General features: G+C 72.9%; 12 protein-coding genes. 6 read left to right on the top strand and 6 right to left on the bottom strand.

Going from position 1 to position 12,724, the window contains the following annotated elements:
- Positions 1-403 precede the first annotated feature (403 nt).
- Positions 404-682, top strand: coding sequence for a hypothetical protein (locus PYS65_RS13030; protein ID WP_279334127.1), 279 nt, complete (start codon positions 404-406; stop codon positions 680-682).
- 230 nt (positions 683-912) lie between these two features.
- A complete protein-coding gene (locus tag PYS65_RS13025; protein WP_279334126.1) occupies positions 913-1,647 on the top strand; it encodes a siderophore-interacting protein in 735 nt (244 codons plus the stop codon).
- Positions 1,648-1,663: 16 nt separating this feature from the next.
- Here the strand turns inward: PYS65_RS13025 and PYS65_RS13020 are convergent, their stop codons facing one another.
- Positions 1,664-2,545: a shikimate dehydrogenase family protein gene (locus tag PYS65_RS13020; RefSeq protein ID WP_279334125.1), complete on the bottom strand. Its 882-nt coding sequence runs from the start codon at positions 2,543-2,545 to the stop codon at positions 1,664-1,666.
- Between the two features lie 470 nt (positions 2,546-3,015).
- Here PYS65_RS13020 and cysD point away from each other — a divergent pair, with 470 nt between their 5' ends.
- Positions 3,016-3,921: a sulfate adenylyltransferase subunit CysD gene (gene cysD / locus PYS65_RS13015; RefSeq protein WP_279334124.1), complete on the top strand. Its 906-nt coding sequence runs from the start codon at positions 3,016-3,018 to the stop codon at positions 3,919-3,921.
- A 389-nt stretch (positions 3,922-4,310) separates the two neighbouring features.
- Positions 4,311-5,336 (top strand): 3-dehydroquinate synthase family protein, encoded by a 1,026-nt coding sequence (locus tag PYS65_RS13010; RefSeq protein WP_279334123.1) that lies wholly within the window; start codon positions 4,311-4,313, stop codon positions 5,334-5,336.
- 44 nt (positions 5,337-5,380) lie between these two features.
- Here the strand turns inward: PYS65_RS13010 and PYS65_RS13005 are convergent, their stop codons facing one another.
- Positions 5,381-6,292, bottom strand: a complete 912-nt coding sequence (locus PYS65_RS13005) for a hypothetical protein (RefSeq protein WP_279334122.1) — start codon at positions 6,290-6,292, stop codon at positions 5,381-5,383.
- Between the two features lie 206 nt (positions 6,293-6,498).
- Here PYS65_RS13005 and PYS65_RS13000 point away from each other — a divergent pair, with 206 nt between their 5' ends.
- Together PYS65_RS13000 and PYS65_RS12995 are read left to right on the top strand one after the other, a co-directional pair.
- Positions 6,499-7,533, top strand: a complete 1,035-nt coding sequence (locus PYS65_RS13000) for an aldo/keto reductase (RefSeq protein WP_279334121.1) — start codon at positions 6,499-6,501, stop codon at positions 7,531-7,533.
- Entirely contained in the window at positions 7,530-7,943 is a 414-nt protein-coding gene (locus tag PYS65_RS12995; RefSeq protein ID WP_279334120.1) for a PPOX class F420-dependent oxidoreductase, read from the top strand. The genes PYS65_RS13000 and PYS65_RS12995 overlap by 4 nt, the downstream gene beginning before the upstream one ends.
- Positions 7,944-7,985: 42 nt before the next feature.
- Here PYS65_RS12995 and PYS65_RS12990 read toward each other — a convergent pair whose 3' ends face one another.
- The 4 genes from PYS65_RS12990 to PYS65_RS12975 form a co-directional block, all read right to left on the bottom strand.
- Positions 7,986-9,350 carry a cytochrome P450 gene (locus tag PYS65_RS12990; RefSeq protein ID WP_279334119.1) on the bottom strand — a complete coding sequence of 455 codons (1,365 nt, stop codon included), beginning with the start codon at positions 9,348-9,350 and terminating at the stop codon, positions 7,986-7,988.
- 3 nt (positions 9,351-9,353) lie between these two features.
- Complete coding sequence (locus PYS65_RS12985; protein WP_279334118.1) at positions 9,354-10,211, bottom strand: SAM-dependent methyltransferase; 858 nt, start codon at positions 10,209-10,211, stop codon at positions 9,354-9,356.
- Entirely contained in the window at positions 10,204-11,013 is an 810-nt protein-coding gene (locus tag PYS65_RS12980; RefSeq protein WP_279334117.1) for an SAM-dependent methyltransferase, read from the bottom strand. The genes PYS65_RS12985 and PYS65_RS12980 overlap by 8 nt, the downstream gene beginning before the upstream one ends.
- A gap of 98 nt (positions 11,014-11,111) precedes the next feature.
- Entirely contained in the window at positions 11,112-12,722 is a 1,611-nt protein-coding gene (locus PYS65_RS12975; protein ID WP_279334116.1) for a serine hydrolase domain-containing protein, read from the bottom strand.
- Between the last annotated feature and the right edge of the window lie 2 nt (positions 12,723-12,724).

Genomic DNA, 12,724 nt, shown 5'->3' with positions numbered 1-12,724 from the left:
CGGCGCCGCAGCCGGCTAGCGGGTGCAGCGGCCTTCCCGACGGGAGGGCAAGGTCCTCGACGGAGGCCCGACGATCGATGTCGAAGTCGCCTGCCAGGCCAGCGCGGCAGCCGGTGACGGGTCTTGCTCGAGCTGGCGGAGCAGAGCGTCTGATGCGGTCATGGGCGGAAGGGGGCAGCGCCCTCGGACAGCGTGGTTGACACGTTGTCGGCTTCACGACCGCCGCGCGGGCACGGATGAGGGCATTTCGGGCGGACGGCAGGCGCCGGCGAAGCGGCAATCCCCGGCGTCGTCGATCTTCGACGCGGCGACGGGGGCGTTCCGCACGAGGGGGTCCCGGGGGTCGTTCCTGTGCGACGGGGTTGCCGACGGCGCAGCCGGTGGCCGTGCGGATCGCGTGGGCGTGGCGCCGAGAGAGAGCCGCGACGTCCTCGAACTCCGTCAGGTCGGTGCCGGCCAGGACCGCTGCGCCGAGGTGCTCGTCCAGCACCCGCACGACCGCGGCGCGCACCCCCGGCTCGCCGGCCGGGAGGTCGAGACGGTCGCCGATGAGCGCGCGCAGCTCCCGTTCCGTCCGGTCGCAGGCCGTCAGCCATGCCGTGCGGAGCGCGGACTCGGTGTCGGTGAGGACGCCCCCCGCATGACGATCGGCTCGGCGCAGTCCTCCCTGCCGCGGAAGTGACGCTGAGTGACATGCCGGCATGTGGAGGGGGCGCCGACTGTGCTTACGGCCCCAGGCCGACCGTCACCGGGCGTGAGTGGCGCGTGGCCGGGGCGTGGGACGTGCGTGGGTAGGGTGACGGGGCGTCGGCGGGAGCCTGCGGAGTGCGCGGGGCGCGGAGCGGCGCCGGGCGACCGGGCGGACCGATGGCGAGCGGATCAGGAAGGGGCGGACGGGTGAGTTTCTCTGGCATGTCCAGGAGGGGTACGGGTCAGCGGCACCGGTTCCAGGACACCCGGATGGTGGACGTGAAGGTGGCCGAGGTGCGTGGGGTCACCCCGCACCTGCGGGAGCTGACCCTCGTGGGTCCCGCCCTCACGGTCCTGCGCAGCAAACCGGGCGCACACCTGCCGGTGGAGGTGCCGGACGAGGCGGGTGTCCCGCAGCTGCGGACGTACTCCGTCTGGGCGGCCGACCCCTCACGGGCCAGGCTGACGTTACGCGTCGCCCTGCACCGGCCGGGCGGACCGGGCAGCCGGTGGGCCGACTCCGTCGAGGCGGGGACCCGGGCCAGGGTGGGCGCGCCGAGGAACCGGATCTCGCTGGACCCCAAGGCGCGCTACCACGTCTTCGTCGGCGAAGAGACGGGCGCCGTACCCCTGTTGACCATGCTGGCCGCGCTGCCGGCCGAGGCCGAGGCCCACGGGGTGCTGGAGACCACCGGGCCGGAGGAGGAGTTCTCGGCCCCGTACGGCGCCCGCTCTCTGCCCTGGGTGCACCGCGGCCGCGCGTCCGCCGTGGCCTCGCGCCTGCTGCTGGGTGCCGTACGGCGGTTGGAGCTGCCGCCCCAGGCGGGCATCGCCTATGTCGCGGGGGAGGCGACGACCTGCCGCGCTGTCGTGCGCCACCTGTGCGGCGAGCGGGCCTGGCCCCGCTACGCGGTGCGCACGCAGGTGCACTGGGCGACGGGCAGAAGCGGCCTCTGAGGCCCGCGCGGGACGCTCACCCGCCGCTCGCGTCGGCCGCGTCACCCGGGCTTGGGCGCCGGGCCCGGCGCTCCGCCGAGGTTTCCCTCCGGAGCCCGAAGAACGTTCGGTAGAGGCTCAGTTGGTGGTCGAGCATGTGGTGGCCGCGATGGGTCGGGAGGCCGCGTGCGGACGCCGCCAGGAGCAGGGGTGTGTCGCGCGGTTCCATGACGATGTCCGCGACCAGTGTGCCCTCGCCCAGCGACTTCGGGTCGAAGGGCAGCGGGTCCGCCGGGCGCATGCCGAGCGGAGTGGCGTTGACGGCGATGTCGCAGCCGGGTGCCCCGTCGGCCGAGTCGAGCACGGTGACCCTGCCGGGCCAGTGTTCCTCCAGCCGGCCGCGCAGCACCTCGCGCTTGGCCCGGTCCGGGTCGTGCACCAGCAGCTGGGCCGCTTCGGCTTCGAGGACCGCCGCCGCGATGGCGCGGCCCGCGCCCCCGGCGCCCGAGAGGCGGACGACCTTTCCCTTCGGCGCGTGGCCGCGGGCGCTCAGCCCCGCGACGAACCCCCGCCCGTCGAAGTTCTCCGCCCGCCACCGGCCGTCCCCGTCGCGGCGCATCGCGTTCGCGCTGCCGGACAGCGCGGCGCTGTGACCGAGTTCGTCGGCGAACGCGCACGCCCTGATCTTGTGGGGGACGGTGATCAGCAGGCCGTCCACGTTCGTGGTGCGCTGCAACCCGGTGATCACGTGCGCGAAGTGCCGGGGTTCGGCGTGCACCGGGAAGAGAACCGCGTCCAGGCCCAGGCGGGCGAAGAGCGGATTGAGCAGGGAGGGCGCCTTGACCTGGGCGACGGGATCGCCGACGACCGCGAACAGGCGGGTGGTGCCGCTGATGGCGGGTGTCGCCGTCTCGTCCACTCGCTCCCCCTGTCGCGTCGCGAACGGGCCCCGGACGCAGGCGCCCCCTCAGTGCGTGCGGCGTCAAGCTAGCAGCGGGACGCGGGTCTTTCCAGAGGGCCACCGGAGGGCCGGGAGCCGGCCGAAGGAGCGGGCGGAGGGGGGACTTTCGGTCAGATCGTCGTGGCGACCGGAGGCCAACTTGACTCTGCGTAGTGGTGGTTGTCACAGTTTGCCAGTCCCGCCCGAGGGCTTGCGCAGCTGTTCCCGCTACCGTGCCACGCGGCTGCCGGGCCCGACGCCGGGCGACGATCGAGCGACCCGCCGGCCGGCGGGCCGGCGCCTCGCGGTCCTTCCCGGAGCCGCCCACGCGACGTACCGCACCATCGCTCAGGACCACAAGAGCACAGGGCCGGGCGCCCGTGCCCCCGACCGCCTGATGCCCCGGCGCAAGACGTTCCGAAGCCGCTTTGACCTTGTGGAGGACGCTGTTGAGCACGGACCCGGTCCTGTCCCATCTCGAACTGCTGGAGTCGGAGGCCGTCCACATTCTGCGGGAAGTGGCCGGCGAGTTCGAACAGCCGGTGATCCTCTTCTCCGGCGGCAAGGACTCCATCCTGATGCTGCACCTGGCGCTGAAGGCCTTCGCACCGGCGGCCGTGCCCTTCCCGCTGCTGCATGTCGACACCGGGCACAACTTCCCCGAAGTGCTGGACTACCGGGACCGCACCGTCGCCCGTCACGGGCTGCGCCTGCACGTGGCCCTGGTGCAGGAGTTCATCGACCGCGGGGAGCTCCAGGAGCGGCCCGACCGGACACGCAACCCCCTGCAGACCGTGCCACTGCTGGCCGCCATCGACCGCAACGGCTTCGACGCCGTGCTCGGCGGCGCGCGCCGCGACGAGGAGAAGGCGCGGGCCAAGGAACGGATCTTCTCCCTGCGTGAGGAGTTCGGCGGCTGGGACCCCCGACGCCAGCGCCCCGAGCTGTGGCAGCTGTACAACGGCCGTCACTCGCCCGGTGAGCACGTCCGGGTCTTCCCGCTGTCCAACTGGACCGAACTGGACGTCTGGCAGTACATCCGGCGCGAGAAGATCGAACTGCCCGCCATCTACTACGCACATGAGCGGGAGGTGTTCGCCAGGAACGGCATGTGGCTGGCGCCGGGTGAGTGGGGCGGGCCCGAACAGGGGGAGCGCCTGGAGAAGCGCCGGGTGCGCTACCGCACGGTCGGCGACATGTCCTGCACGGGCGCGGTCGAGTCCGCGGCCGACACCATCGAGAAGGTCATCACCGAGATCGCCGCGTCCCGGCTGTCGGAGCGGGGAGCCACCCGGGCCGACGACAGGCTCTCCGGGACCGCGATGGAGGACCGGAAGCGTGACGGCTATTTCTGACCTGGCCGGCATCGTCGACACGCTCGGTGAGCCGGTGGTGCTCGACCGTGAGCCGCCGCGCCCCTCCCCCCGCGCCCCGGACCGAGTTCACCGGTGCTCCGTTGCTCGCCGGGGATGAACCGAGGAGCGGCGGGGCCGTCGGCCGCTCGCTGCCGGCGCCGATCTCCACCAGCCCGCGCGGCCCACGCGGGCGAGGGCGCCCCGGCACTCGCCTCCGGTACGGGCGTGCCTTCCCGGTGGCCGGACTGACCATCCTGGCCGGTACGTTCATGGTGGCGCCGCTGCCCGGGCAGCAGCGCGCCGCGTCGGGGTGACCCGGCCACGGGCCGGTGGAACCCCTGGCCGGTGGTGGTCTGTTCGGTGCGCGCTGCGAACCGCAGACTGGCCGCATGACGACTGCGCGGCGCATCGACGTACAGCTGGGTGAGCGTTCCTATCCCGTGCACATCGGCCCCGGTGCGCGCTCGCTGCTCCCCGGGATCGTGGCACGCACCGGCGCGGCGCGGGCGGTGGTGGTGTCGGCGCGGCCCGCGGGGACCGTACCGGACCCGGGGGTGGCGCACCGGGTGATCCGGGCCCAGGACGGAGAGCACCGCAAGACGCTGGCCACCGTGCACGAACTGTGCCGCGGGTTCGCCGAGTTCGGCCTCACCCGGGCCGACCTCGTCATCTCCTGCGGCGGCGGCACCACCACGGACGTCGTGGGACTGGCGGCCTCCCTCTACCACCGGGGGGTCGCGGTCGTGCACCTGCCGACCACACTCCTCGCACAGGTCGACGCGGCGGTCGGCGGCAAGACGGCGGTGAACCTGCCCGAGGGCAAGAACCTGGTCGGCGCCTACTGGCAGCCCCGGGCGGTCCTGTGCGACACCGAACTGCTGAGTACCCTCCCCCGGGAGGAGTGGGCCAACGGGTACGGCGAGATAGCCCGCTGCCACTTCATCGGCGCCGGTGACCTGCGGGGCCTGCCGGTGCACGAACAGATCGCCGCGAGCGTCGCGCTCAAGGCGTCCGTCGTGGCTGCCGACGAACGGGACGCCGGATTGCGCCACATCCTCAACTACGGTCACACCCTGGGCCATGCGCTGGAACGCGCCACCGACTTCGCGCTGCGCCACGGCGAGGGCGTCGCGATCGGCACCGTGTTCGCCGGCCGGCTGGCGGGCGCCCTGGGACGCGTCGGCCGGGCTCGGGTGACCGAGCACCTGGAGACCGTACGCGCCTACGGGCTGCGGGAGCGGCTTCCCGCGGACGTGCGGACGGCCGAACTGGTCGCGCTCATGCGCCAGGACAAGAAGGCGACGACCGGCCTCACCTTCGTACTCGACGGCCCGTCCGGCGTGGAACGGGTCGAGGACGTCCCCGAGAGCGTGGTGGTGTCCACCCTCGCCGAGATGGGGCGCGAGCGGAGCTGATGGGCCGCGAGCGGAGCCGGGGGCGCCCCGGGCGAACGGCGCGCTCAGATCCTGCCGTACGCCCGGAGCGTGCGCACGGCGTTCAGCGTCACGATGGGACGCCACTCGGCGAGCGTGCCGGGCGCCCACACCCGCCACAGGACGGGCCAGCCCCCGTCGCTCTCCTGCGAGGCGCACAGATGCTCCAGCGCCCGGTCGACCTCCCGGTCGGAGAACCAGCCGCGGGCCAGCGAACCGGGGGTGCGCGCGACGTCGTACACGTAGTGGTACTCGCCCGGCGCGTACGAAGGGTGCACGGGGAACTCCGCGGCGCGGTCCGGGTCGGTCACCACGAGCCGCTCGTCGCGCACCAGCGTCCCCAGCCGCTCGGCCGACTTGGCGGCGCGCTCGCGGTCCCTCACCGCGACACCGTCGAGGAAGGTGACCGCCGCCTCCACCTCGTAGGGATGGGAGCCCTCCAGCGAGTCCACCGCCCCCCAGCAGAACTCCGTGGCAGCCTCCAGCCACGGGTGCGTGATGCCGTTGCGGTGCAGGGTTCCGACGATCACGCCGGTGGACAGCAGCGCCCCCGGCGGGTCGTCCCGCAGCGGGAGCACGGAGGCCGAGGGGTACCCGGCGCCCCCGGGGTGGATCGCGGGGACACCGCCGTCCGGCGAGGTGAGGGAGGGGAGGTGGTCGAGGAGCAGGGCGGTGTGTGCCGGGTCGCAGCGCCCGATCTCGTCCAGGACGAGCAGGGCCGTCGCGGCGTGCAGCGGCTGCGGGGCGGGACCGCGCACGTCCGCCTCCAGGGCGTAGCCGTAGCCGCCGTCGGGCCGGGCGTAGGCCGCCAGGGCCCGTTCCACGGCGTCCGCCTCACCCCCGAGGAAGTGGTAGGAGAAGCGGTGTTGTTCCAGCACACGGGCGGAGAGCCAGATGAACCGCTCCGCACGGTCGATGATCCTGGGCGATGCAGGCATGGGTACCTCGCGTGGTGGGTCTCTGCGGTCGGCGCCGCGGCCGTGTCCGGCCGTCGGGCGACGCACCTGACGGGGCGGCACATGTCATGGGCCGCGTACGGGCGAACAGGTCGTGCCGGGGACGCGCTCTGGTGCGACCGGGAGGCGGGGGGTCACAGTGGTACGACCATGGCTCATCTGTTGGCCGGCAGAGAGGCGTACGTCGCATGCGGCGAAGGATATTGGGCGGAAGCGGCATCTCGGTGACCGAATTCGCCCTGGGCACCATGATGTTCGGCTCCTGGGGCAACACCGACGAGGCCGAGGCCGCCCGAGTCGTCCAGCTCGCACTGGACGCCGGGATCAATCTGGTCGACACGGCCGACATCTACGGCGAGGGAGGCTCCGAACGCATTGTCGGCAGGGCGATCAAGGGGCGCAGGGACGACCTCGTGCTGTGCTCCAAGTTCCACAGCCCCATGGGCAAGGACGCCAACCACCAGGGCAACTCCCGTCGTTGGATCATGCAGGCCGTCGAGGGCTCGCTGCGCCGGCTCGGCACCGACCGCCTCGACCTGTACCAGGTGCACCGGGTCGACCCGGACACCGACATCGACGAGACGCTCTCCGCGCTGTCCGATCTCGTGAGGTCGGGAAAGGTCCTGGCCATCGGCACGTCGAACTTCCCGGCCGACCAGCTCGTCGAGGCGCACTGGGCCGCGGAGCGTCGCGGCCACGTCCGCTTCCGCAGCGAGCAGCCGCAGTACTCGCTCCTCGCGCGCGGTGCGGAGACCGACATCCTGCCCGCCGCGCGACGGCACGGCATGGGCGTGCTGGCCTGGGGGCCGCTGGGCGCGGGCTGGCTGACCGGCAAGGACATCAGGCCAGGGGTGGGCCGCGCCGTCCTGGAGGCGCGCAGGTTCGACCTGTCGGTGCCGGAGAACGTCGCCAAGGTACACGCGGTGACGGCGCTCAAGAAGGTCGCGGCGGAGGCCGGTGTCTCCCTCGCCCACCTCGCCCTGGCCTTCGTCCGCGCCCACCCCGCCGTCACCGCCGTGGTCATCGGCCCCCGTACTCCCGGACAGCTGGCGGATCTGCTGGCCGGTGCGGATGTGGTGCTGGACGACGACGTCCTGGACCGGCTGGACGCCATCGTGCCGCCCGGCACCGACCTGAACCGGGCGGACAACCACTACGTGCCGCGCGTGCTGTCCGATCCGCACCTGCGCCGGCGCCCGATGCGCGGCCCGGAGGCACGATGACCGGCGTCCCGCTCACGGAGCGGGTCAGAGCCCTGCTGGACGCGCCGGTCTTCGCCGTCGTGGCCACCGTCGGGCCGGACGGGACACCGCACCAGTCCGTCGTGTGGGTCACCCATGACGGCTCGCACCTGCTGTTCGGCATCGAGCGCGGCAGCCGGAAGGAGCGCGAGCTGACGCGCTCCGGCCGGGTCGGTGTCCTGCTGCACCCGCCCGAGGCCCCGTACACCTATGTGTCGCTGTGGGGCGCCGCGGAACTCGAACCACACGAGAGACACCCGGGGTTGATGGACGCGATCTCCCGCAAGTACACCGGGCTGCCGCACGCGGAGTTCCTCGGCGGGAACGTCCCCGCCGAGGAGGACCTCGTGTTCGTCCGTCTCGTGCCCGAACGGGTCCTCGACGTCGGGTAGGTGACACAGCCGCCCGGCCGCCCGGCCCGCACCCGGCCCCGTTCAGGTGCGAGGTTCCGTCAGCATGGGCAGCGGCCCCATGCCCACCAGGGCACGCGGGGTCGGGTGGACGTCGGTCGTGGAGATGGGCCGCAGCCGCCAGCGGGAGGCGATCGTGGCCAGCGCGACGCTCGTCTCCGCCATCGCGTAGTCGTCGCCGATGCACTTGCGGCTGCCGGAGCCGAACGGGATCATCGCGCCGCGCGGCACCTCTCCCGAGCGCTCCGGCGCCCACCGGTCCGGGTCGAAGCGCTCCGGGTCGGGGAACAGGGAGCGGTTGCGGTGCAGGGCGTAGGAACTGTAGAAGACGACCGTTCCCGCGGCCAGCGGCTGCCCCCCGAGCTCGGTGTCCTTGGAGACGACCCGCGTCACGAACCAGCCCGGCGGATACATCCGCAGCACCTCGGTGATCACCCGCCCGGTGTAGGGCAGATCGTCCCGGCCGTGCCCCTTCGGCCCCTCCCGCGCCGCCCAGGCGTCCGCCTCCTCCTGGAGCCTTCGCTCGTGTTCCGGCTCCCGGCCCAGGAGTTGCAGGGCCCACGCGAGGGCGGTCGCGGTGGTCTCGGTGGCGGCGGTGAGGAAGTTCATCACCTGGTCGTGGATCTCCTGGTCGGAGAGCCGGTCACCGTCGTCGTAGCGGGCCGTGAGCAGCCCCGACAGCAGGTCCCCGTGGTCCACCCCGGCGGCCCGGTAGTCGCGGATGACCGTGTCGATGAGGGCGCGCAGCTCCTCCAGGGCGCTCTCGAAGGCGCGGCGCTCGGGCCCGGGGAGCTTGTGCAGCAGATCGATCGGCGCGACCATCCGCCGGTAGATCCCCTTGAGGACGACGGGCAGGCAGCGCACGATCTGCTCGACGTGGTCCGTGCCGATGTCGGTGGACAGCAGCACGCGCGCGCCTATGCGGGCGGTGACCGCGTGCAACCGCGCGTTGGCGTCGATCGTCCCGCCCGGCCGCCAGCGGGCCGTCTCCGCCTCCACCTCCTCGCGCATCACCTCCGGGTACGAGGCGATGCGCTCACGCCGGAACGAGGGCTGCACCAGGCGGCGTTGGCGCCGGTGGTCGGAGTAGGGGCAGTTGCCCAGGCTGTTGCCCATGAGCAGCTGGGTCTTCTCGTAGAAGGGGCCACCCCGGTCGAAGGTGCGGGGTTCCTTCAGCATCTGGTCGATGAGTTCGGGGTGGCAGGCCATGTACAGCGGCTGCCCCTTCATCTCCAGCCGGACCAGGTCGGCCTCGTACTGGAGCGAGGTCAAGAACTCCAGCGGGCGCCGCCGCATCGGGACCAGGTGTCCCAGCAGCGGCAGCCGGCCGGGCGCGGACGCCACCGACCACCGGCCCGCGGGGGCGGGTTTCGTCTCGGTATGGGACATGGCTCAGCTCCTTCCCTTCGCGGCCGGCGCCTCGGGCCGGCGGGCGGTCACCACGGCGTAACCCAGCTCGGTGATGTCCCCGAAGCGGCCGAGGTCGTTCACCATGTACTGGAACTCCTCCTCGGTCACGAGCTTGCGCAGCGCCTCCCCGGACCGGGCGAGGGCGCCGCCGACGATCCGGTACGAGGGGCGCACGAACTCGCCGATGTCGAGGAACTCGACGACTTCGAGGCCGGCCGCGCGCACGCACTCCTCGTACTCGCTCCGGGTGAGCATGGGGCCCTGCTGGTAGTTCTTCATGGCGCCCTCGACGAGCGAGCGGTGGTCCTCGCTCTCCAGCGGCCGCACCAGCAGGAAGTCGGTCACGGTCACCAGCCCGCCCGGCCGCAGCACCCGGGCCAGCCCGGAGAAGACGTCGGTGCGGTCCTGGGCGTGGCACACCGTCTCGATGGCGTACGCCGCGTCGAAGGACGCGTCCGGAAAAGACAGTTCGAGCATGTCGTGGACCGTGAACTCCACGGAGCCGGCGAGCCCGGAGTCCTCGGCCAGCTCCGTCGCCTGCCGGGCCTGGTGGGAACTGAGCGTGATGCCGGTGACGTTCACCCCGTGGCGGCGTGCGATGTGCACCGTCGCCTTGCCGTTGCCCGAGCCCACGTCCAGGACCCGGTCCCCGGGGGTGAGCCGCAGCCGGTCGGAGACGAAGTCGGTCAGCCGGACGCCGGCCTCCTCCACGCTGCTGGGGTCGTCCGCCCCCCTCCAGTAGCCGCCGTGCAGGAAGCCGCCCATGGCCTCGGCCATCGCGTCGTTGATCCGGTCGTAGAAATCACCGACGCCGCTTCTGGGCTCCGGTGCCTCAGGCATCGGGGCGCACCGCGACGACGAGCAGATGGCCGAACTCCTGGACGTCGACGAGGTCGCCCGGATTGAACTGGTCGACCAGCTCGCTGCCGTAGTCGGCGGACAGCTCGGGGGCCGAGCCGGTCAGGCGGGCGGACAGCTCGACGAAGGTGCGGCGCAGCGTGGGCACGCTGATGTCCGTCAGCTCCTCGAACCACAGACCGGCCCCACGCAGCAGCGGCGGGTAGTCCTCCGCCTGGACCATGGTCATCATGAACTCGCGCAGATAGCGTTCGACGGCCGGGCGCCCCGAGTCGGGGATCGGGCCGCGCTCGAAGAAGTCGGTGAGCACCAGCCGGCCGCCGGGGCGCAGCACCCTTGCGACATGGCTGAGCACCTGCGCCCGGTCGGGCATGTGGATGATGGACTCCAGCGCGATGACGGCGTCGAAGGACGCGTCGGCGTACGGCAGGTCCATCGCGTCGGCGCGCTCGAAGCGGACCTGGTCCGCCAGGTTCAGCGAGGCGGCGTGCTTGTTGGCCAGCTCCACCTGCTTGTGGCTCACCGAGATACCGGTCACGTCGGCGCCGGTGCGCTGGGCGATCCGGCTGCCGGGGGCGCCGGTGCCGCAGCCGAGGTCGAGGACGCGGGAGCCCGGCCCGATCCGCAGCCGGTCGGTCATCAGGTCGGTCAGGCGGTCGGTGGCCTCGTCCAGCGGCGTGGTGCTGTCCGGGCTGTCCCAGTAGCCGAAGTGCAGGTTCTCCCCCAGCGTGACACTGCCGAGGTCGGTGTAGCGGTCGTAGAGCCGGCCGACCTCGTCGGACACGGGGAGAGAGGGAGGAGCGGGCTGCTGTGCCATCGGGCGCCTTTCTCGTACGCGATATGCCGACACCCGGTGCCGGGCGGAGCGGCAGGGGGTGGGGATCAGACGAGTCCCAGATCCTGGTGGACGGCGTCGGTGATGCGGAACATGCGCTCCTGGTGCCGTTCGTGCTCCACCTTGCCGTTCAGGTGGAGTGCCACGGCGAGGCGCGTCTCGGAGTCGGCGAAGGCGGTGGCGGTCCACAGCCCGTCGTGGCCGAAGGCACGCGGTGAGGCGTGCCGGGAGAAGCTGACGAACTCCTCTCCCAGCGAGGCGCACTCCAGGCGTAGGCCGAAGCCCCAGTCGGCGTTCCCGTACCGGTCGCGCACTCCGGTGCGGTGCCGGCCGGTCAGCGCGGCCACGCTCGTCGGGGAGAGGACGCGCCCGCCGGGCGCGGCCCCCGCGGCGAGCAGCATCTCCAGGAGCCGGCCCAGGTCGCTGAGCGGCCCCCGGGTGTTCACACCGGGGATGCAGTGGGTGGTGGCGCCCCGGGTCGACCAGAACCACGTGGGCTGCGGGGTGTCGCCCAGGTTGCTCACGTGGATCAGCGGGAGCCGTTCCCCGTACGCGTCGTAGTCCTCGGGCGTCAGGTACACCCGGGTGCGGTCCATCCCGCAGGGGCGCAGGATCTCCTCCTCGACGTAGGCGCCGTAGTCGCGTCCGTCGAGCACCGGCAGCAGGCGCGCCAGCACGAACCACGCCCACCACTGGCTGTAGTTGATACCGGCCGGGGTGCCCGGCTCCCGCTGGGGCACCACCGCCTCGAACGCCCGTCGCAGCCGCACCTCGTCCGCCGCCCCCACCACACCGTGCAGCGGGTCCTGGCCGGTCGGGACGGGCGCCGTGTGCGTGAGCAGCTCCATCGAGGTGATCGCCGTCTTGCCGCCGGCCGCGAACTCGGGCAGGTAGTGGGCCACCGGCAGGTAGGGGTCGAAGTCCCCCCGCTCCCAGAGCCGGCCCAGCGCCACGGAGAGCAGCGGTTTGGCGCAGCAGTACCACAGCGGCATGGAGTCGGCTGTCATGGCGACGCCGGGGCGGGCCGTACCCAGTCCGGCGTCGGCCACGGTCTTGCCGTCCAGCGAGACGTAGAACTGCGCCCCGGGCGTCGAGTCGCCCACCTCACGGCGCAGCTCGCGCACCGTCCGGGGCAGGTTCTGCGCCGCCCGCTCCACCGCCTCGGCATCCGAGGGGGAAGCCGCGACGCCGTCGCCGTGCTCCCGCGGCACGCCCCGCGCTCCGGGCGCGCGTACGGCTCCGGGCGGCACGGCGGTGCCCTCGCGCAGTGCCGCGACCTGCCCCGCGCGGTCGCGTTCCAGAGCGGCGTCGATGAAGAACAGCAGACTGAAGTTGCCGACGACCCGTACGTCACCGCGTTCCAGGATCTCCACCCTGGCCCGGGCGGGGCCCAGCAGCAGGTCGTACGCGGCGGCGTACGGCGCGGTGATCAGCAGCCCGGGCGGTTCCCCGGCGGCCCGGCTCACCCCCAGTCGTCCGCCCGCCAGGTCGACGAGGACGTCCGTGACGGGCGCCGTGCCGGGCGGCGGGTCGGTGACCGTCAGCCGGTACGCGACCGTACTGCGCGGCGCCGGGTCGGGAGCGGGCAGCCGCCCGGCGGTGGCCAGCCAGTCGGCGGAGAGGAGGGCACGGGTCGTGGTGTCGGTGCCGGACGTCATCG

This window comes from Streptomyces cathayae, assembly GCF_029760955.1.
GTDB classification, from domain to species: Bacteria; Actinomycetota; Actinomycetes; order Streptomycetales; family Streptomycetaceae; genus Streptomyces; species Streptomyces cathayae.
The sequence above is the reverse complement of the archived record's forward strand: the minus strand, read 5'-3'. Positions and strand labels throughout refer to the sequence as shown.

Excerpts from the sequence above, each read along its gene's own strand:
- PYS65_RS13025 (WP_279334126.1), top strand. The coding sequence starts at position 913 with ATGTCCAGGAGGGGTACGGGTCAGCGGCACCGGTTCCAGGACACCCGG.
- PYS65_RS13010 (WP_279334123.1), top strand. The coding sequence starts at position 4,311 with ATGACGACTGCGCGGCGCATCGACGTACAGCTGGGTGAGCGTTCCTAT.
- PYS65_RS13005 (WP_279334122.1), bottom strand. The coding sequence starts at position 6,292 with ATGCCTGCATCGCCCAGGATCATCGACCGTGCGGAGCGGTTCATCTGG.
- PYS65_RS13000 (WP_279334121.1), top strand. The coding sequence starts at position 6,499 with ATGCGGCGAAGGATATTGGGCGGAAGCGGCATCTCGGTGACCGAATTC.
- PYS65_RS12995 (WP_279334120.1), top strand. The coding sequence starts at position 7,530 with ATGACCGGCGTCCCGCTCACGGAGCGGGTCAGAGCCCTGCTGGACGCG.
- PYS65_RS12990 (WP_279334119.1), bottom strand. The coding sequence starts at position 9,350 with ATGTCCCATACCGAGACGAAACCCGCCCCCGCGGGCCGGTGGTCGGTG.
- PYS65_RS12985 (WP_279334118.1), bottom strand. The coding sequence starts at position 10,211 with ATGCCTGAGGCACCGGAGCCCAGAAGCGGCGTCGGTGATTTCTACGAC.
- PYS65_RS12975 (WP_279334116.1), bottom strand. The coding sequence starts at position 12,722 with ATGACGTCCGGCACCGACACCACGACCCGTGCCCTCCTCTCCGCCGAC.